The organism is Streptomyces sp. NPDC002868, from assembly GCF_055563295.1.
The window spans coordinates 550,114-569,681 of record NZ_JBVHDR010000003.1 but is presented as its reverse complement, the minus strand read 5'-3'; the positions used below and the strand labels follow the sequence as shown (position 1 = coordinate 569,681).

Sequence of the window (19,568 nt, the reverse complement as noted above, 5' to 3'; positions counted from 1 at the left end):
CCTGGGCCGGGGAGGCTCGTACGGTCGCGACCGCAATAACTTTCTGCGTTCTTGCAGCAAGAACCGTCAGAGACATCATCGGAACCATCAAAGGCCTTACGGGCACGGCGCGTTGCCGGACAAGGCTGCACCGTCACCCGCACCTCCCCCCATGCAGGAGGAAACATGGCCGGCAGACCTCTTGCCGCGGCGCTCGCCCTTGTGGCGGGCGCGGCGGTGAGTGTGATTGCACCGGTGGGCCCCGCGCAGGCGGCCCCGCCGGGGGACAAGGACGTCACGGCTGTCCTTTTCGAGTGGAAGTTCTCGTCGGTCGCCAAGGCGTGCACCGACACCCTGGGCCCGGCCGGCTACGGCTATGTCCAGGTCTCCCCGCCCCAGGAGCACATCCAGGGCAGCCAGTGGTGGACCTCGTACCAGCCCGTCAGCTACAAGATCGCCGGACGGCTCGGCGACCGCGCCGCGTTCAGCAGCATGGTGAGTGCCTGTCACGCGGCGGGCGTCAAGGTCGTCGCCGACTCGGTGATCAACCACATGGCCTCGGCGGACGGGACCGGCACCGGAGGCTCGTCGTATACGAAGTACGGCTACCCGGGGATCTACTCCGGCGCCGACATGGACGACTGCCGGTCGCAGATCACCAACTACCAGGACCGGGCGAACGTCCAGAACTGCGAGCTGGTCCAGCTCGCGGACCTGGACACCGGTGAGGACTACGTACGCGGACGCATCGCGGCCTATCTGAACGACCTTCTCTCGCTCGGCGTCGACGGCTTCCGCATCGACGCGGCCAAGCACATGCCGGCCGCCGACCTCGCCAACATCAAGTCACGTCTGTCGAACCCCGGCGTCTACTGGAAGCTGGAGGCGATCTACGGGGCGGGTGAGGCGGTCTCGCCGAGCGAGTACCTGGGATCGGGGGATGTTCAGGAGTTCCGGTACGCCCGTGACCTCAAGCGGGTCTTCAACAACGAGAACCTCGCGTATCTGAAGAACTACGGCGAGGGGTGGGGGTACATGGAGTCGGGGAAGTCGGCGGTCTTCGTCGACAACCACGACACCGAGCGCGGCGGGGACACCCTCAACTACAAGGACGGCGCGAACTACACGCTGGGACACGTCTTCATGCTGGCGTGGCCGTACGGGTCGCCGGACGTCCACTCCGGCTACGAGTGGACCGACAAGGACGCCGGACCGCCGAACGGTGGCACCGTGAACGCCTGTTACACCGACGGCTGGAAGTGCCAGCACGCCTGGCGCGAGATCGCGTCCATGGTGGCCTTCCGGAACACGGCGCGCGGCCAGGGCGTCGTGAACTGGTGGGACAACGGCGGCGACCAGATCGCCTTCGGGCGGGGCTCGAAGGCGTACGTCGCGATCAACCACGAGGCTTCGTCGCTGACCCGCACCTTCCAGACGTCGCTGCCGGCGGGCGACTACTGCGACGTGCAGTCGGGCAGAGGCGTGACGGTGAACGGCTCGGGCCAGTTCACGACGACACTCGCCGCGAACACGGCGGTGGCGCTGCATGTGAACGCCCGTAGCTGCGGGTCGAGTTCTGCGCAGGGCGCGTCCTTCAACGTCAGCGCGACGACGGTACCCGGCGAGAACATCTACGTCACCGGCAACCAGTCGGCCCTCGGCAACTGGAACACGGGCAGCGCGCTGAAGCTGGACCCGGGGAGCTATCCGGTGTGGAAGCTGGACGTCTCGCTGCCGGCGGGGACGGCGTTCGAGTACAAGTACCTCCGCAAGGACGCGTCGGGAACGGTCACGTGGGAGACGGGCGCGAACCGGACGGCGACGGTGCCGTCGTCCGGGACAGTGACCTTGTCGGACACGTTCCGCACCTGACACCACGGCCGCGGTGCGGCCCTGACCTGGGGCTCCGCTCCAGACCCCGCGCCTCAATCGCCGGGGGGGCTGAATATTCGGCCCTGGCCTGGGACTCCGCCGGCCCGGGCCGTTGTCGGGGCTCCGCCCCGAACCCCGCTCCTCAATCGCCGGAGGGGCTGAATTTCAGCCCGTCCGGCGATTGAGGACACGCGGCCGAAGGTCGCGTTCGTTCGCAACCCGAAGGAGAACCCACCGGTGACCCCCACCCCCCGCGTCAGCGCGGCCGGCATCGCCATAGGCACCGCCGCCGCCCTCCTCGCGGCGCTCATATCCGCCGGGCCGGCCGCCGGCACGCCCAGACCCCCCTCCCCGCCCTCCGACCGCGCGCTCGCGGCCACGCCCGCGCGGCACGATCTGACGCGGGAGCAGTTCTACTTCGTCCTGCCCGACCGGTTCGCCAACGGCGACACCTCCAACGACCGCGGCGGTCTCACCGGTTCGCGCCTCGAGACCGGATACGACCCCACCGACAAGGGCTTCTACCAGGGCGGCGACCTCAAGGGCCTCACCCGGAAGCTGGACTACATCAAGGGCCTCGGCACCACCGCCATCTGGATGGCGCCCATCTTCAAGAACCGGCCCGTCCAGGGCACCGGCAAGGACGCGTCCGCCGCCTACCACGGGTACTGGATCACCGACTTCACCCAGGTCGACCCCCACTTCGGCACCAACGCCGACCTGGCGAAGCTGATCGACAAGGCCCACGGCAAGGGCATGAAGGTCTTCTTCGACGTCATCACCAACCACACCGCCGACACCGTCGACTACGCCGAGAAGAAGTACGGCTACCGCCCCAAGGGCGCCTACCCGTATCTGGACAGGAACGGCCGGCCCTTCGACGACCGCGATCGGATCGGCACGGTCGACGCCGGCTCATTCCCGTACACCCCGACGGCCGGCGGCCAGAAGGTCCCCGCCTGGCTCAACGACCCGACGATGTACCACAACCGCGGCGACTCCACCTTCGCCGGCGAGAGCTCCGAGTACGGCGACTTCTCCGGCCTCGACGACCTCTGGACCGAGCGCCCCGAAGTCGTCAAGGGTATGCAGCAGATCTACGAGAAGTGGGTCCGGGACTTCGACATCGACGGCTTCCGCATCGACACCGTCAAACATGTCGACATGGACTTCTGGACCCAGTGGGCGACCGCGCTGGACGCGTACGCGGCCGAGCGCGGCCGGGACGACTTCTTCATGTTCGGCGAGGTCTTCGCCGCGGACACGGCGATCACCTCGCCGTATGTGACCCGCGGCCGGCTGGACGCCACGCTCGACTTCCCCTTCCAGGACGCCGCCCGCGCCTACGCCTCGCAGGGTGCGCCCGCCGACAAGCTCGCCGCCGTCTTCGGCAACGACTACCGCTACACCACCGACAAGGCCAACGCCTATGAGCAGGTGACCTTCCTCGGCAACCACGACATGGGCCGCATCGGCACCTTCCTCAAGCAGGACAACCCGAAGGCCGACGACGCCGAGCTGCTGAAGCGCGCACGGCTCGCCAACGAGCTGATGTTCCTGGGCCGCGGCAACCCGGTGATCTACTACGGCGACGAGCAGGGCTTCACCGGCGCGGGCGGTGACAAGGACGCCCGCCAGAGCCTCTTCGCCTCGGAGACCGCCGACTATCTGGACGACGACCAGCTGGGCACGGACCGCACCCACGCCTCTGACGCGTACGACCCGGCGCACCCCGTCTACCGGTCGATCGCCGCGCTGTCGAAGCTCACCAAGGACCACCCGGCGCTGCGGAACGGCGTCCAGCAGGAGCGGTACGCCAAGGACTCGGTGTACGCCTTCTCCCGTACGGACGCAAAGGCGCGCACTGGGCCCATCGAGTATCTCGTCGCCGCCAACAACGGGACCACGCCCAAGACGGTGACCCTGCCGGTGGATGCCGTGGACTTCCGTGTCCTGTACGGCGGTTCGGGCACCGTCCGCGCCACCGAAGGCAGGATCACGGTCACCGTGCCCGCCCTGTCGTCGGTGGTGCTCCGGGCGGCGAAGCCCCTGGCCGAGCCCGCCGCCAGGCCGACCGTGACCCTCAGGGCCCCGGCAGCCGGGGCCACCGGCACCGTCGAGATCACGGCGGACGTCACCGGCGGACAGCTGAACCGCGTCGTCTTCGCCGCCCAGACAGGCAACGGCAAGTGGCGCACCCTCGGCTCGGCCGACCACGCCCCGTACAAGGTCACCCAGTACATCGACCAGAAGGTGAAGGCCGGAACACCCCTTCGCTACAAGGCAGTTGTGGTGGACAGTGCGGGACGCACCGCGAGCGCTCTCGCCTCGACGACCGCCGGTCAGGCCCCGCCGCCCGAGAAGCCGGTGGCCGTCGAGCGCGACCACGCCGTCGTCCACTACAAGCGGACCGGCGGCGACTACGACGGCTGGCAGCTCAAGTCCGGTGACACCGCGGCTTCCTTCACCGGGCGGGACGCCTACGGCGCCTTCGCCTGGGTCAAGCTCCCCGAGGGCGCCGCGACCGTCCCGTACACCGTTGAGAAGAACGGCACCGCGGACGGCCCGCAGCGCACCGTCGACCTCGCCCGCACCGGCGAGGTGTGGATCGAGCAGGGCAAGGACGGCCAGGCCGACCGCGCGCCCGACGGTGCCTACCCGCCGCAGGACAAGACCAAGGCCGTCCTCCACTACCACCGGGCCGACGGCGACTACGACGGCTGGGGTCTGCACACCTGGACGGGCGCCGCGTCGCCGACCGACTGGTCCAAGCCGCTCCAGCCGGTGCGCAAGGACGCGTACGGAGTGACCTTCGAGGTGCCGCTGGCGGCCGGCGCGACCTCCCTCAGCTACATCGTCCACAAGGGCGACCAGAAGGACCTGCCGACCGACCAGTCACTGGACCTCGCGACGTACGGACACGAGGTCTGGCTGCTGGCAGGGCAGCCGAAGTATCTGCTGCCGCAGACCGGCGGCGCACCCTCCCTCGACCTGGCCAAGGCGGAGGCCCAGTGGATCGACCGGGACACCGTCGTCTGGAAGGTGAAGGCCACCGACGCCACCAGCCAGCAGCTTGTGTACGCGAAGGACGGCGGCATCTCCGTCGTCGACGGGGCGCTGTCGGACGAGGGCCGCTGGCTGCGGCTCACACCCTCCGCACTCAGTGACGCGCAGAAGGCCAAGTATCCCCATCTCAAGGACTATCCGGCCTTCACCGTCGACCCCCGCGACCGGGACAGGGTCCGTGAGTCCCTGCGCGGCCAGCTGATCGCCACCCAGCGCGCGGCCAATGGTGCGCTGCTCGCCGCCACCGGCGTACAGATCCCGGGTGCACTCGACGACCTGTACGACGCGACCGGAGCGAAGCTCGGGCCCGTCTTCGACAACCGCGGCCGCCCCACGCTCTCCCTCTGGGCCCCCACCGCTCAGTCCGTCTCCCTCGATCTCGACGGGAAGACGGTCGCGATGCGGCGGGACGGCGCGAGCGGCGTCTGGTCGGTCACCGGGCCGAAGAACTGGGCCCAGAAGCCGTACCGCTTCACGGTGAAGGTCTGGGCACCCACCGTGCAGAAGGCCGTCACCAACAAGGTCACCGACCCGTACTCCACCGCCCTGACCACCGACTCCGCCCGCAGCCTGGTTGTCGACCTCGCCGACCCGAAACTCGCACCCGCGGGCTGGGCCTCGACGAAGAAGCCCACGGCCGTGCCGCTGCGTGACGCGCAGATCCAGGAACTGCACATCCGTGACTTCTCCGTCGCGGACGGCACATCGAACCACTCCGGCCAGTATCTCGCCTTCACCGACCGCGACTCGCAGGGCATGAAGCATCTGCGCGCGCTCGCCGCCTCCGGCACCTCCTACGTCCATCTGCTGCCGGCCTTCGACATCGGCACCATCCCGGAGAGGAAGTCCGACCAGTCCGCACCCGCCTGCGACTTGAAGGTGTACGCACCCGACTCCGACGAGCAGCAGGCCTGTATCGCCAAGGCCGCCGCGAAGGACGCGTACAACTGGGGCTACGACCCGCTGCACTACACCGTCCCCGAGGGTTCGTACGCCTCCGACCCGGAAGGGACCCGGCGTACGGTCGAATTCCGGCAGATGGTCCAGGCCCTGAACTCCAGCGGCCTGCGCACCGTCATGGACGTCGTCTACAACCACACCGTGGCGAGCGGCCAGGCCGACAAGTCCGTACTCGACAAGATCGTGCCCGGCTACTACCAGCGGCTGGTCGCCGACGGCACCGTCGCCACCTCCACCTGCTGCGCCAACACCGCGCCCGAGAACGCCATGATGGGCAAACTCGTCGTCGACTCGGTCGTCACCTGGGCCAAGGAGTACAAGGTCGACGGCTTCCGCTTCGACCTGATGGGCCACCACCCGAAGGCCAACATCCTCGCGGTGCGCGCAGCCCTCGACGAGCTGACCCTCGCCCGTGACGGCGTCGACGGCAAGAAGATCATTCTCTACGGGGAGGGCTGGAACTTCGGGGAGATCGCGGACGACGCCCGCTTCGTCCAGGCCACCCAGAAGAACATGGCGAAAACGGGTGTGGCGACCTTCTCCGACCGGGCCCGTGACGCGGTGCGCGGCGGCGGCCCCTTCGACGAGGACCCGGGCGTCCAGGGCTTCGCCTCCGGGCTCTACACCGACCCCAACTCCTCGCCGTCGAACGGCACCGAGGCCCAGCAGAAGGCCCGCCTTCTGCACTACCAGGACCTGATCAAGGTGGGTCTTACGGGCAATCTCGCCGCGTACACCTTCACCGACAGCTCCGGCCGCACCGTCAAGGGTTCCGAGGTCGACTACAACGGCGCCCCGGCCGGGTATGCCGCCGCTCCCGGCGACGCCCTCGCCTACGCGGACGCCCACGACAACGAATCCCTCTATGACGCTCTCGCCTTCAAGCTGCCGCGGGGTACGTCCCCGGCCGACCGCGCGCGTATGCAGGTGCTGGCGATGGCGACCGCGGCGCTCTCCCAGGGCCCCGCGCTCTCCCAGGCCGGGACGGACCTGCTCCGCTCCAAGTCGCTTGACCGCAATTCGTACGACAGCGGCGACTGGTTCAACGCGGTCCACTGGGACTGCCGGGACGGCAACGGCTTCGGCCGCGGGCTGCCGCCGGAGGCCGACAACAAGGCCAAGTGGCCTTACGCCAAGCCCCTGTTGACGGCCGCATCGCTCACGGTGGGCTGCCCGCAGATCAACGGCGCGTCGGCCGCCTACCGTGATCTGCTCACCATCCGCTCCACCGAGCAGGCATTCAGCCTGGCCACGGCGGGCGAGGTGCAGTCCGCGGTCTCCTTCCCGCTCTCCGGGAAGGGCGAGACACCGGGCGTGATCACCATGCGGGCCGGGGAACTGGTCGTCGTCTTCAACGCGACGCCCGAGCGGCAGACCCAGCGGGTTCCGGAACTGGCCGGGAAGCCGTACGCCCTGCACCGCGTCCAGGCCGCGGGCGCGGACACTACCACCAAGGCATCGTCGTACGAAGGGAGTTCAGGCAGCTTCACCGTCCCGGCGCGCACCGTCGCAGTCTTCACCCGGGGCTGACCATCGCGCGATAGCGTGTGGATCGACTACGGAGCGGAGTGTCCCCGATCCGAGGGGAAGCGGGACATGAGCGGAGCCGGCGGCGCCACGGTGCTGGTCGTCGACGACCTCGAGGCCAATCGCTACGCCATGGGCGCGGTGCTGCGCCGGGCCGGTCACCGGGTGGTGACCACCGCGTGCGCCGGCGACGCACTGATCGAGCTCGACACGAGACTCAGGTCGGGTGCGTTGCCGGACGCCGCGCTGGTCGACATCGGCCTGCCCGACATGAACGGCTTCGAACTGTGCCGCCGGATCAAGGCCCATCCGGAGATCGCCGCGATGCCGGTGGTGCACTTCAGCGCCGCGGCGATCTCCCCGCGAGACCGCAGCCGCGGACTCGACGCGGGCGCGGACGCGTATCTGACGATCCCCGTCGAGCCGGAGGAGATCGAGGCGGTCATCAGGGCCGCCCTGCGCGGGGCCCGCTCCCGCCATGACGCCGAGGCTCAGGCCGACCGGCTGACCCGGCTCGCCGCCGCGACCACCGAACTGCACGGTGCGCACGGCCCGCAGGAACTGGCCGATCTGGCCGCGGCCGCCACCGCCCAGCTCACCGGCGGTCCGGCCGCGGCCTTCGTCTTCGGCGCGGAGGACACGCTGTACGCGGGCAGCCCCCGGCGGTACGACTGTCCGCCGGACGCCGAAGCGCGGGCGGCCGTGGCCGGTCTGCTGCGGCGGTGCATGGCCGGCCGTACGGGCGTACATCCGCTGATCGCGCCGCCGCCGCTGTGGCCGGCCGGGTTCTTCCGGCCCGAAGTCCCCGGCGGCGCGGCCCTGCTGCTCGCCGGCGACCGCCCCGACCAGCCGCCGGTCTGCCTGGCCCACCCCGCGTACGCCCCCTGCGACCCGGACACCGCGTCGCTGCTCGGCCGGCTCGCCCATGACACCGCCCTCACCGCCCAGACCCTGCGCACCGCCGCCGAGGAACGCCATGTCGCGCTCACACTGCAACACAGCTTCCTGCCCCAGCAGCCGCCCACCCTGCCCGGCGCGGAACTCGCCCTGCGTTATGTGCCCGCCTCCCGCAACGCCGAGATCGGCGGCGACTTCTATGTCGCCCTGACCACGGCGGCCGGACTGCTGGTCGGCGTCGGCGACGTCGTCGGCCACTCCCTCGACGCGGCGACAGTCATGGTCGAACTGCGGCACGCCCTGCGCGCGTACGCCACCGACGAGAGCGACCCGGCCGCGCTGCTGCGCCGCCTCGACCGGATGCTCCAGCGCTACCACCCGGAGGCGACGGCCACGGTCTGCCTCGCCCTGATCGACCCGAGCACCGGCCGCACCCGGATCGCGAACGCAGGCCATATCCGCCCGCTGATCGTGACCGGCGACGGCAGCGCGGCCTACGCCCGCAGCTCCGGCCCGCTACTGGGTCTGGGCTTGGACCGTCCCTGCCCGTCCGAGGCCCAACTGGCCGAATCGGACCGGCTCTTGATGGTCACCGACGGCCTGATCGAGACCCGCGGCACAGACCTCACGGTCTCCCTCGAACGTCTTTGCCACACCGCGGCGCACGCACCGCCGGGCGTCTTGGCGCTCTGCGACACGCTGCTGGACTGCTTCGGCACCCGCGAGGACGATGTGGCCCTGCTGGCCCTTCAGCTGACGAGTCTGGAGCCGTCCTACCGCCAGCGCTGAGCCGGCACGTTGGCCAGCGCGGGCGCCAGCGACATGAGCCGGCCGACCAGATCGCCGAACGGTCCCTCTGCCGGCTCGTCCGCCAGGATGCGCAGCAGGATGCCCGCCATCTCCTCGTCGTACGCCGCACTCACCGCGCACAGTGCCGCGAAGTCGTGCACCAGCTGCAACTCCAGCTCGCCGCGCGGAACCCGCCGCCCGTCCAGCCAGATCAGCGCGGTCGACTCGGCGAGCGACACCCAGGACCGTACGACCAACTCCAGCCGCGAAGGCGGCGTCTCGATCCCCAGATGGGCCAGGATCTGCTCGTACGCGGCCTGCCTGACCTCGTCGATCATCGCGTTCGTCGTCGACGATCCAACGGCGGGACCGCCCCGCATCAGCGCCGAGAACCCCGGCCCGTGTTCGTCCACGAAGTCGAAGAACCGGCCCATGACCCGCAGCAGCCGCGCCCCGAGCGGACCCTCCGGCGGCTCCAGGAACCGCCCGGCCAGCTCGTCGGCGGCCCGCCGCAGCGCCGCCTCGTACAGGCTCTGCTTGCCGGGAAAGTAGTGGTAGACGAGCGGCCGCGAGATGCCCGCGGCCGCCGCTATCTCGTCGATCGACACCTCGTCGGGGGAGCGGTGGCTGAACAGCTCCAGCGCCACACCGATCAGCTGCTGTCTGCGCTCGTCGACGCCCATCCTGCGGCGTACCCCGGTCGTCATACGAACACCCTAACGGGCGTCGTGCACAGGTCCAGGACCAGCCGCCCGCCCCGGCAGCGGATGGCCGAGAGCGGCCTCGGGAGAGGCCACAGGAGCGGTTCAGTGCAGCGCGCCCACGCGACTGCCGTCCACCAGACGGCCGTTCAGCTCCGCCCGCGCGCCCTCCCGCGCGGGTACCGCCAGCAGCTTGCCCTTCGCGCTGCCGTCGACCCCGCCCGATGTCGCGATCGATGTGAACTGCCCGCTGCCCGCCGCGAGTACGTACCACCGTCCCGCCCGCGACTTCCAGAGCACGCCCGCCAGCACCTTCGGATCCCGCACCCCGCAGGCCGGCGAGTCCTCGGCCCGCGCCGCGATCGCGGCGGGGGCGCCGGCCTGCGCGGCCGGGGCCTGGAACTGGGCCATGACCCGGCTCCCGGTGCCCTGCCAGGTCTCCGCGCGGGTGCACAGCCAGTGAGCCGTGCCGTTCGAATCGGGCAGCGGCTGCTTCGCGTACTGCCACGAGTTGACGCTGCGCACACCGTGCGCCCGCACCCCGGGCAGCAGACAGGCCGTGCGGGCCCAGAAGGCGCGCTCCGCCTTGCCGGTGACGTCCCGCGGGGCGGACGGCGGGCCCGAGGTGAGCCGGGCGGGGGTCAGTTCACCGAGGTCGGTCAGCAGCCGGTCGGCCGTGTCGTCGCGCAGCTCCAGCACGTCCCAGGCCTTGCAGTCACGCGCCTGCGCCGGACTCGCCAGCGGGGCCGTGAGCCCGTCCTCGTCGCGGGACAGCGGCTGTGGCTCCGAAGCCGGGTCGAGCAGGTTCCGTACGGAGGCCTTCCGCACCCAGGGCGCGGTCAGATAGCGGACATTGCCGTCGGTGCGGCCTGCCACCAGCGCGCCCGCCGAGGCGGCGTCGGCCCCGTCCGTACGCGCGAAGTCGAGCGCCACGCCGCCGGTGCCGTCCTTGGGCTCGGCGTACCGGACGACGCGCAGTCCGTCGTGCAGAAGCACCACACGCGCCTGGTCGACCTCGCCCGCGTACAGCAGCTGCGGCGGGCCCATCGGCGGGCCGGGCGGTGTGCCGGGGGTCGCGGAGACCTGGACCGCGCTGCCGGGCCTGGCCCAGACGGCGAGCGCGCGGCGCAGCAGGGCATGGTCATCGGTGAGACCTCCGCGGGCCGGCCAGACGGAGAAGTCCGTACGGGACAAGTGCTGCCACGCCGTGGGGGAGACCCGCGTCAACCGGGTGGGATCCAGGGCGGATTCGGCGGCGGGATTGCGTGCGTACGGCGGCGCGGCCGCACCGTCCGGACCCCAGCCGTCGCCCGGCAGCCCGAGCAGCGCGCCGCACACCGCGAGGGCCGCGGCCGCCACCAGTGCGGCCTTGACGTGCTGGCGGCGGCGCATCAGATCGGTGGGGCGCGCCTGCAGCGAACACGGGTCGAACTCCGGGGATTCGAGCAGCGCGACATCCCCCGCCGTGTCCATCCCGTCCGCCTCGGCGAGCGCCGCATGCGGGTCCGCCACCCCGGCGGCGGTGAGGGCGTGACGTACATCGGTGTCGGGCAGCTCCTCCAGACCGCGCAGTACATACGCGGCCCTGGCGGGCCCGGAGAGCGCGGAGAGCCGCTGGTCCAGAGCGAGTTCATCGGCGCCGCCGGAGCGCGGGAAGACCCGCAGGCCCCAGACGTGCGGCAGCAGCGGCGGCAGCTGGGCGCGCTTCGGCCAGGCCGCCCGCATCAGCGGAAGCCCGGCGTCCAGGGCCTGGCGCAGCACCCGCCCCCGTACATACGCGTACCCCGGGTCGGTGTCGCCCTGCGCGCGGCGGGAGGGCGGGATCGCGGCGTCCGCGGCTCCCGCGGGGGTGGTGCGGCCGCGCGGGAGCGAGCGCTGCACGAGGGCGTGCGCGGTCAGCACACGGCGGTTGCGCCCGAGGGACGGAGGCAGAACGAGATACGCGATCCGCACGAGCCGGGGGTAGTGCTCGACTAGGGCCGCCTCGGCCTGCTCGACCGAGACAGGGCCGGGGGCGGGAGCGGGGGCCGACGGGGCGGGTGTGATGACGACATCCTGTGGGCGCACGTTCAGCAGAACGAGCGAATGGTCCTATGGTCACCGGCACACCCCGATCGGGGCAGCGGGCGGTGCCGCCGTCGACCGCGCCGTCGTCGACCGCGCCGCGCTCAGCCGGCCAGCCGCTCGTGGATGCGCTCGATCGCAGCCGCGGGGACGCCGAGCCCTTCGCACACGTACTTCTCCATCGTGCCGTAGCGGCCATCGACCTCGTCCAGCGCCGCGGCCAGATACTCCGGCACCACGCCGATGATCGCGAGGGCGGTCTCGGGGTCGCCGCCCTGCGCGATGTATCCCTCGACGAGCGGGGCGAAGGCCTGCCGTACCGCCGGGTTGACGGCCAGGTACTCCACCTCGACGGTCTCCGGCTCCGCGCCGAGCAGGGTGAGGACGATCGTCGCGGCCCAGCCGGTGCGGTCCTTGCCCGCCGTGCAGTGGAAGAGCAGCGGGCCGGACTCGGGGTCGGCGACTTCATTGAGAAAGGCGCCATAGGCGGCGCGCGCCGAGCCGGTGCTGACGAAGCCGCGGTAGGTGTCGGCGAACAGCGCCTGCGCCCGGCCGCCGCCCAACTCCCCCTCGGCGAGCACCGGATCGGCCAGCACCCGCTTGAGCTGCGCGGCGGCCGGCATCTTGCCGGACGCCACCTGGTCGGCGAGCACATCGGCGAGCAGCAGCCGCCCGCCCGGCGGGATGTGGTCCGGGCGGGCGAGGCGCTCGGCCGCGGTGCGGAAGTCGACGACCGTACGGATCCCGAGCGCGGCGACGGCCGGATCGGCGGCGGGGTCGAGCCGGTCGAGCGACCCGGAGCGGAAGAGCAGACCGGATCGTACGGAACGGCCGCAGCGCAGGGGAGTGCCGCCGAGGTCGCGGAGGTTGGCGACGGTGGTGGCGGGGATCGCGGTCATGGCGGGCGGCTCCCTGACTCAGCACATCGATATCTGCTGGATCTACCGGAAAGATCCTTTTCTTACGGAACGGTAGTCGACGGCGGCGCCGTGATCGACCACCCGCTGAACCGCACCGTGCCCCGGGCCCCGCTGCCGCCGCTGGCGGCGCTCATGAACAGCCCCACGTCCTGAGCGGCGGCAGCTCTCGGCACGGACACCGTGGCGATCGTGCGCCAGGTGGAGCCGCCGTCCGTCGAGCAGGCACCGGTGAAGGAGGTCCCCGCGTTGCGGGTGAGCCTCAGCAGTACCGGGGCCCTGACGCCGGTGATGCGCCTGTACGTGTCCAGGGTGCCGTCGCCGTTCGTGTCGTACGACAGCACGATGCCCTGGCCGGGTGTCGCGGCCAGATTCAGGAAGCCGGCGGCGCCGGGGGTGGCCAGGGCGTTGCGTACGACGATGCCCGCCCGGGCCCAACTGCTGGTGTTCTCCTGGGAGTCCACCCGCAGGACGACGCTCGTTCCCGCAGTGAGCGCGCCCTCACGGTAGGCGGTGCCGAAGTGGGTGGTGCCCCGCCACAGGTCGTTGCCCGCGCCGTTGATCGCGAAGCGGTCGCCGAGTTGTCCGAAGACCGCCCTGTTACTGGTGAACGTGCGCCACTCGGGATCGAGCGGCGACGCCATCCAGAGGGCGTCCTTGTGGGTCACGGTCACCCGCTCCTCACCGCGCGGGCCGTACTGCGTGCGCAGTTCGTACGGCATCGGGACCAGCGGCTCGGTGAGGGGTTCGGCCGGGGCCGTCACCCGCCAGCCGACCGCGCCGGTGCCGCCCGCCGGGACGCTCGTCAGGAACGGCTCGCCCTGTGGCTCTGCGGCAAGGCCCGTCAGGGCGAAGTCGACGCGTCCGGTCGATCGCAGCCCGTTCAGATTGCGGAAGGCGGCCGTGGCGATCCCGATGCTGCCGGGCGTGAAGGCCGGCGGGTCCACGGTGACGTCGACGAAGCCCTGGTAGGGGGCGGTCGCGAGGGTGTCGTACACCCGCCGGGCCGTGCGGTACGCGTCACCCGTCGCCCGCACCGGATAGGCGCGCCGGTCCTTCGTCCAGGCCTCCTCCGCCGGATACCAGTCGAAGGACTTGGGCGCGCGGCCCTCGGCCATCGCGGCGGCCTGCTCGTCCAGATACGCCTCCCACTGCGGCACATGGACGTCGTTGATCAGCCCGTGCCAGTCCCGGTTGGCGTAGTTGCTGAGCTCGCCCGCCGCCGCCCGGTCCGCCCACGTGGTGATCAGCGCCCGGGCGGTGCGCTCCAGCTCCACCGCCTCTTCCGCGCTGGTGGCCAGCCGTTTGGCGTCCTCCAGCCAGGGGCCGAGAAGGAAGGCGCGATGGCAGCCGGCCATCGTGTCGCTCAGCCGCATCAGCTTCAGCCACAGCGCGGTGAGGGCGCGGAAGGTGTCCACGTCCTTGCTCAGATAGGCGACGCGCAGCGGGAGCTGCAGCGTACGGGAGCGGTTGGCGAGGGCCTGGCGGGCCAGGTCGGTCACATCGTGGCGGTAGGCGTCACTGTCGCGCAGCGAAAGCCGTACGCCGAGCAGCGCCGCGAACGCCCGGTCGAACGCAGCCGGGTCGAAGGCGGTGCCGATGGACGCGGTCAAGCTGGGGCGGCGGCAGAACAGCGAGTCGTACGGGCGGCCGTCGGTGCTGGTGAGCTTGTACGCGGTGGCGGCGAGCGCGGCGAAGGCGGTGCGCGCCGAGCTGTCCTCGCCGCCGTAGCGGATCTCGGCGTACTCGGCGAACCACGCCTCCCGGTCGATCCGCTCCTCGCGCCAGGCGAGCTCGCTGAACAGCTCCAGGGCGGCGGGGTCGCGCTCGGCGGCCTCCGGCATGTACGCGGTGCCGGCCAGCGCGCTGCCCGGCTTGTCGCGCCAGGCGGTGAACTTCTGAGTCCACCGGTCGGTGTTCGCCCCGAGGTACGTACGCCCGCCGAAGTTCGGGATGGTGCCGAACGCGTAGGGCGCGCCGCCCCAGGCCGTCTCCCGGTCGGTGACCGTGTCCAGGTCCGAGAGCCCGTCGACGATCAGCACCCGGTCGGTGTCGATGGCGTCGAGGAGCGCGGGCCGAGGGTTGGACTGCCAGCCGAGGATCACCCAGGTGGCCCCGGGGCGGGCGGCGTGCAGGGACTTCTCGACGGCGCGGGCGGCGTCCGCCACCGGGACGTCCCCGGCGGTGCCGCCCTCGTGCAGCAGGTCCATCTTGAAGTGGGCGACGTCGCCGAACAGTTCCGACTGGTGGCGGTAGAAGGCGGCGGCGACGTCGGCGAAGCTCTGGGTGCGGGGGTCCAGCCAGTCGGGGCGGCGCAGCCCGTTCCAGCTGCCCTGCGGGATGACGCGGGCGTCGCCGGGATTGCGGGCGACGAAGCCGTCCGGGACCGTGCCGAAGTAGCCGGGCAGGACCGGGCGCATGCCCAGTTCGCGCATCCGGTCGCAGATCCGTCTGCCGAGGCCGGTACGTCTGCCGATGAGCTCGGGTGAGAGGGGGCCGCCGTACTCGCTCATGTTCTGCAGCAGCCACCACGGCTGGTGGGATGGCGCGGGCAGCCAGGTGCGGGCCTCTGTGTCGGAGTATCCGAAGTCCATAAGGAGCCGGTGGTAGACCGCCTCCTGGCCGGGTGTCACCAGCACCTCGTTGCAGCCGTGCAGGGCGAGGACGTCGAGCAGCCGCTCCCAGCGGGCCCAGTCGGCGTACGGGGCGGTGTAGCCGTCGTGCGTGTCGTTGTACGCGAACCGGTGCGGGACGGTCGCCGACCGCTCGAGCGCCGTGCGGGGAGCGGGCAGCCGCCCCGGCAGGTCCAGCCGGCTCCCGGACCATGAGATGTGTGCCCGGCAGACGTACTTGAGGTACCAGTGCACTCCGGTGAGGAGTACGGCGGGACTGGTGCCCGCGACCTCGATACGGCCGGTCGAGCCGGTGACCCGGAAACGCTCGGGTCCCTCCAGCGCCCGGAGCCGGAACTGGCCGGCGTGCCGGGGCAGCAGCCGCAGGAGTGCGGCCTGTGCGGGTGCGGTGGCGAATCGGGCCGCGGGTGCGGCGGCCGCGGGGTTGTGTCCGGCCAATGCCGCTCCCACGCCGATCGCTCCCGCTGTGCCCAGCACCGTACGTCTCGACAGCTCGATCATCAGCGCTCCTCCGTGTTGCTCACGTGACAACAGGTGCGTGCGGAGCGCAGGTTATCTGGAGTTCCCTCGCGCGAATGGTGGCTGACAGGGCACGATGGCCGGATGCGGACGAGTACGAACACGGGCGCGAGGCGGACGGCCCGCGCAGCACTGGCAGTTCTGGCGCTGACCCTTGCCACGGCCTGCGGATCGGGCGACGGCGACGGGCGTGGCGGAGACAAGGAACCCAACCCCCCGAAGACGGCGACGGGCACCCTGGAACAGCTGGCCGAGAAGGCGGAGTGCAAACCGAACATCCAGACGGATGCGGCCGAGCTGCGGCAGGCCAACTGCACGACCGGCGACGGGAAGTATGTGCTGGCCACCTTCGCCACCGACAGAGGGCAGCGCGAATGGATCAACGAGGCCAATGACTACGGCGGCTCGTATCTCGTCGGCCGCAAATGGGTCGCGGTCGGCGAGGCGAAGGTGGTCACGGCGCTGCGCGGCCGGCTCGGTGGGAATGTGGAGACCGGCTCGCAGCACCACTCGGGGAGTAGTGGTGGCAGTGGGGGGAGCGAGCAGGACCACTCGGAACACCACGGGAGCTGACCGCGCAGGTATGGGGTGGGGGGCCGTGACAGCCGGATCGGCCCCCCGCTCAGGGGAGCCGATCCGGGTCGTGTCAGGGGATCAGTGCCAGCGGGTCACTGGCACTTCTGGCCGGTGTTGATGCAGTCCACCACCTCGTTCATCAGGTCCTCGTCGAAGACGTTGATGAAGTCACCGTGGTCGGTGATCGGCTTGTGCAGCTGCTCCGGGAAGGAGTCGACCGCGAAGCCGGGACCCGGCGGGACGTCGTAAACGATCCGCTGGACCAGCTGCGGGATCGCCTGGAATCCATCGCCGCAGTTGCCGTTGTCGTCCGCGAAGGCAACATGGGTGCGGTGATTCGCACTGTCGGTGTTCTGGCCGTCCCAGCAGCTCTGGAACTTGAAGCTCCGTACCACCTGGCTGCCCTCGGGGCAGATCGGATACTTGTCCTTCAGCTGCCGGTCCTCGAAACCGGTGCAGCTCCAGGAGGCATTGGCATTCGCGTCACCATTGGTGAATGCCTTGGCGTCACCGGTGATGATCCGCAGGAAGCGGGGCATCGCGGTGACCTTGCTGACCGGACTGCCGACGAAATTCAGCGTGACCTGGGACGGAGTCTGGATCTCTCCGACGTTCTTGTCATTGCCGCCGCCGTCGGCGTTGGCGTCGTTCTCGTCCTGCCCGTTCTGAAGTCGCAGGACAGGCCAGTAATACGTGGACTTGTCGCCCTGGTTCTGGCAGGTGGTGTCACCTCCTGCGAGATCGTCGTCGCTGGCGAACGCGTCATTGGCCTGATTGCCGACGTAATCGTGCATATGGTGCGCGCCGTTGGCTACACCTGGGGCGACGATGACATTGTCCGGGTTGAACTTTCCGTTCTCGTTCTTCCCGCATTCGGTGGTGAAGGTGCCTTTGGATCCGCCACCCTGCTGCTGGGGCTGCTGGACGTTCGGCTCTACGGACTGGATGTCGACGAAGTCGGAGGCTTCGGGGCCGTTTCCGGCCTGCCCGCCCTGGTCATCGCCTTGACCGTCGTCCTGGCCGCCATCCTGGCCACCATCCTGACCATTGTCCTGGCCGTCACCTTGACCGTCGTCCTGTCCGTCTCCCTGTCCGTCGCCGTTCTGTCCGTCGTCTTGTCCGTCGCCGCCGTTGTCACCTTCGCCGGCGTTGTCGCTGTCGTCGGCGCGCATGACGCAGGGGGCGAGGTCATCAAGCCCCTGCGGCTGCTGGCCGGCCCGGCCGATGGCGCCGGAAATACGGTCGATGCTCGCCGCCCGCTTGTCCTTCAGCGGATTCAGAATGGCGTTCTGGGCCAGTTGGGGATCCTGTTCGATCTGCTCCTTCTGTTCTGCGAACTTCTGGTACGCGTCGGTGATCTGGCTGTCCATCGTTGCCAGTTCCCGGTCGACTTCCGGACGCGCCTGTTCGGGCACGTCTGGCAAATCGTTCGCGACCTCGGGGCAGTCGATGGTGGAGGCCGTCTGTCCGGCGCCCTTTGTCTGATTCTGCGTCTGCTCGTTCTGCTGGCCGGACCAGGACCAGCCTTCGCCTGCGGAGGCATACGTATTGACCGCGACCAGTCCACCCCCGCCCAGGATCAATGCGGCCGAGGCGACTATCGCCCGGTTCGCCAGAGTCGAGCGTTTTCTGTTGCGTCCCATGGAACTCCTCTGCTTCGTTGCCGGGTGTGGGTTAGGGGGGTCCCGGCAGAGGGAGAAGCGCGACGTTCCCCGGCAGAGGGAGAAGCGCGACGTTCAATACGGCTGGGGCTCATGGGGTGTTCAGCCGCCGTTGGAATTCGTAGAAATCTCCATGAGTAAATCCGGCGCATTGCGCTGAAGTCGGACGGCGGTGGGGATGGCAGGATGGACGCCATGACCGAGATCCAGACCCCCCGACTCCTCCTGCGCCGCTGGCACGACGACGACCTCGTCCCCATGGCCGAGATCAACGCCGACCCGGAGGTCATGCAATGGATCGGTGACGGCTCGGTCCGCGACCTGGAGCAGACGGCGGAGGCCATCGAGCGCTGGGAGGAGGAGTGGGACGAGGAGGGCTTCGGCCTCTTCGCCGTCGAACTGCTCGCCTCCGGCGAACTGGCCGGCTTCGTGGGCCTGTCCGTGCCGCACTTTCTGCCGGAGGTGCTGCCCGCCGTGGAGATCGGCTGGCGGCTGGGGCGGCCGTTCTGGGGCCAGGGGTACGCCTCCGAAGCCGCCCACGCCTCACTGGAGTTCGCGCTCCAGGACCGCGGGCTGGACCGGGTGATCAGCATCGCGCGGCTCGGCAACGACGCGTCCGAGAACGTGATGCGCAAGCTGGGCATGGTGCTGGAGCACGAGACGAGGCACCCGGAGTTCGGCTACCCGCTGCACGTCTACGCGATCGACCTCACGGAGTACCAGGCCTGACGCTGCCGCGGTTGTCCACGGCTCTAACCGCGGTCCAGATACGCCAGCACCGCCAGCACCCGCCGGTTGTCGTCGTCCGACACGGGCAGCCCCAGCTTCCCGAAGATGTTCGAGGTGTGCTTGGCCACCGCCCGCTCCGTGACCACGAGTTGCCCGGCGATCGCCGCATTGGAACGGCCCTGCGCCATCAGCTCCATGACCTCCAGCTCACGCGGCGTCAGCCCGCCCATCGGCTTGTCCTGCGTCCGCCGCGACAGCAGCTGGGAGATCACCTGTGGATCCATCGCCGTACCGCCCGCTGCCACCCGCCGTACCGAGTCGATGAACTGCTCCGCGTCGAAGACCCGGTCCTTGAGGAGATAGCCCACCCCGCCGATGCCGTCGGCCAGCAGCTCACGCGCGTACAACTGCTCCACATGCTGGGAGAGAACGAGCACCGGCAGCCCGGGCCTCGCCCGCCGCGCCGCCAGTGCGCACTGCAGGCCCTCGTCCGTGTGTGAAGGCGGAAGCCGGACGTCGACGACAGCGACGTCCGGCTCCAACTCCGCGAGCGCTTTGGTGAGTTCGGGGCCGCTCTCCACGGCGGCCAGGATCTCGAAGTCGTACGCCTCGAGCATGCGGACCAGGCCGTCGCGCAGCAGGAACAGATCTTCGGCCAGGACAACGCGCAAGGGGGCT

At 70.4% G+C, this 19,568-nt stretch carries 11 protein-coding genes; 5 read left to right on the top strand and 6 right to left on the bottom strand.

The window, feature by feature from the left end; all coding sequences use genetic code 11:
* The first annotated feature begins 165 nt into the window (after positions 1–165).
* The 3 genes from ACZ3H8_RS13255 (at position 166) to ACZ3H8_RS13245 (ending at position 9,090) form a co-directional block, all read left to right on the top strand.
* Positions 166–1,851, top strand: coding sequence for a carbohydrate-binding module family 20 domain-containing protein (locus tag ACZ3H8_RS13255; protein ID WP_467400975.1), 1,686 nt, complete (start codon positions 166–168; stop codon positions 1,849–1,851).
* Between the two features lie 237 nt (positions 1,852–2,088).
* The gene (pulA, locus tag ACZ3H8_RS13250; protein WP_467400973.1) at positions 2,089–7,407 is read left to right on the top strand and encodes a pullulanase-type alpha-1,6-glucosidase; all 5,319 of its coding nucleotides are present in this window, start codon (positions 2,089–2,091) and stop codon (positions 7,405–7,407) included.
* Between the two features lie 66 nt (positions 7,408–7,473).
* Entirely contained in the window at positions 7,474–9,090 is a 1,617-nt protein-coding gene (locus ACZ3H8_RS13245; protein WP_467400970.1) for a SpoIIE family protein phosphatase, read from the top strand.
* Here the strand turns inward: ACZ3H8_RS13245 and ACZ3H8_RS13240 are convergent.
* From ACZ3H8_RS13240 to ACZ3H8_RS13225, 4 genes are all read right to left on the bottom strand, one after another.
* Positions 9,075–9,797, bottom strand: coding sequence for a TetR/AcrR family transcriptional regulator (locus tag ACZ3H8_RS13240; protein WP_467400968.1), 723 nt, complete (start codon positions 9,795–9,797; stop codon positions 9,075–9,077). The two genes, ACZ3H8_RS13245 and ACZ3H8_RS13240, sit on opposite strands and share 16 nt — an antisense overlap.
* A 99-nt stretch (positions 9,798–9,896) precedes the next feature.
* Positions 9,897–11,858 (bottom strand): hypothetical protein, encoded by a 1,962-nt coding sequence (locus ACZ3H8_RS13235; RefSeq protein WP_467400965.1) that lies wholly within the window; start codon positions 11,856–11,858, stop codon positions 9,897–9,899.
* A 101-nt stretch (positions 11,859–11,959) separates the two neighbouring features.
* Positions 11,960–12,754 (bottom strand): tyrosine-protein phosphatase, encoded by a 795-nt coding sequence (locus ACZ3H8_RS13230; protein ID WP_467400963.1) that lies wholly within the window; start codon positions 12,752–12,754, stop codon positions 11,960–11,962.
* Between the two features lie 62 nt (positions 12,755–12,816).
* A complete protein-coding gene (locus ACZ3H8_RS13225; RefSeq protein WP_467400960.1) occupies positions 12,817–15,906 on the bottom strand; it encodes an alpha-N-acetylglucosaminidase in 3,090 nt (1,029 codons plus the stop codon).
* Positions 15,907–16,008: 102 nt separating this feature from the next.
* Between ACZ3H8_RS13225 and ACZ3H8_RS13220 the strand changes: the two genes are divergently transcribed.
* Complete coding sequence (locus ACZ3H8_RS13220; protein ID WP_467400958.1) at positions 16,009–16,497, top strand: hypothetical protein; 489 nt, start codon at positions 16,009–16,011, stop codon at positions 16,495–16,497.
* Positions 16,498–16,592: 95 nt separating this feature from the next.
* On the opposite strand, the gene ACZ3H8_RS13215 is transcribed toward ACZ3H8_RS13220, so the two are convergent.
* Positions 16,593–18,143: a DUF1996 domain-containing protein gene (locus ACZ3H8_RS13215; protein WP_467400956.1), complete on the bottom strand. Its 1,551-nt coding sequence runs from the start codon at positions 18,141–18,143 to the stop codon at positions 16,593–16,595.
* A gap of 213 nt (positions 18,144–18,356) precedes the next feature.
* Here ACZ3H8_RS13215 and ACZ3H8_RS13210 point away from each other — a divergent pair, with 213 nt between their 5' ends.
* Positions 18,357–18,890: a GNAT family N-acetyltransferase gene (locus ACZ3H8_RS13210; RefSeq protein WP_467400954.1), complete on the top strand. Its 534-nt coding sequence runs from the start codon at positions 18,357–18,359 to the stop codon at positions 18,888–18,890.
* A 23-nt stretch (positions 18,891–18,913) separates the two neighbouring features.
* On the opposite strand, the gene ACZ3H8_RS13205 is transcribed toward ACZ3H8_RS13210, so the two are convergent.
* Positions 18,914–19,561 carry a response regulator transcription factor gene (locus ACZ3H8_RS13205; protein WP_467400951.1) on the bottom strand — a complete coding sequence of 216 codons (648 nt, stop codon included), beginning with the start codon at positions 19,559–19,561 and terminating at the stop codon, positions 18,914–18,916.
* Between the last annotated feature and the right edge of the window lie 7 nt (positions 19,562–19,568).

Bases quoted from the DNA above. Each gene is read 5' to 3' on its own strand.
- ACZ3H8_RS13255 (WP_467400975.1), top strand. From the start codon at position 166: ATGGCCGGCAGACCTCTTGCCGCGGCGCTCGCCCTTGTGGCGGGCGCG.
- ACZ3H8_RS13230 (WP_467400963.1), bottom strand. From the start codon at position 12,754: ATGACCGCGATCCCCGCCACCACCGTCGCCAACCTCCGCGACCTCGGC.
- ACZ3H8_RS13215 (WP_467400956.1), bottom strand. From the start codon at position 18,143: ATGGGACGCAACAGAAAACGCTCGACTCTGGCGAACCGGGCGATAGTC.
- ACZ3H8_RS13240 (WP_467400968.1), bottom strand. From the start codon at position 9,797: ATGACGACCGGGGTACGCCGCAGGATGGGCGTCGACGAGCGCAGACAG.
- ACZ3H8_RS13210 (WP_467400954.1), top strand. From the start codon at position 18,357: ATGACCGAGATCCAGACCCCCCGACTCCTCCTGCGCCGCTGGCACGAC.
- ACZ3H8_RS13245 (WP_467400970.1), top strand. From the start codon at position 7,474: ATGAGCGGAGCCGGCGGCGCCACGGTGCTGGTCGTCGACGACCTCGAG.
- ACZ3H8_RS13225 (WP_467400960.1), bottom strand. From the start codon at position 15,906: ATGATCGAGCTGTCGAGACGTACGGTGCTGGGCACAGCGGGAGCGATC.
- ACZ3H8_RS13220 (WP_467400958.1), top strand. From the start codon at position 16,009: ATGCGGACGAGTACGAACACGGGCGCGAGGCGGACGGCCCGCGCAGCA.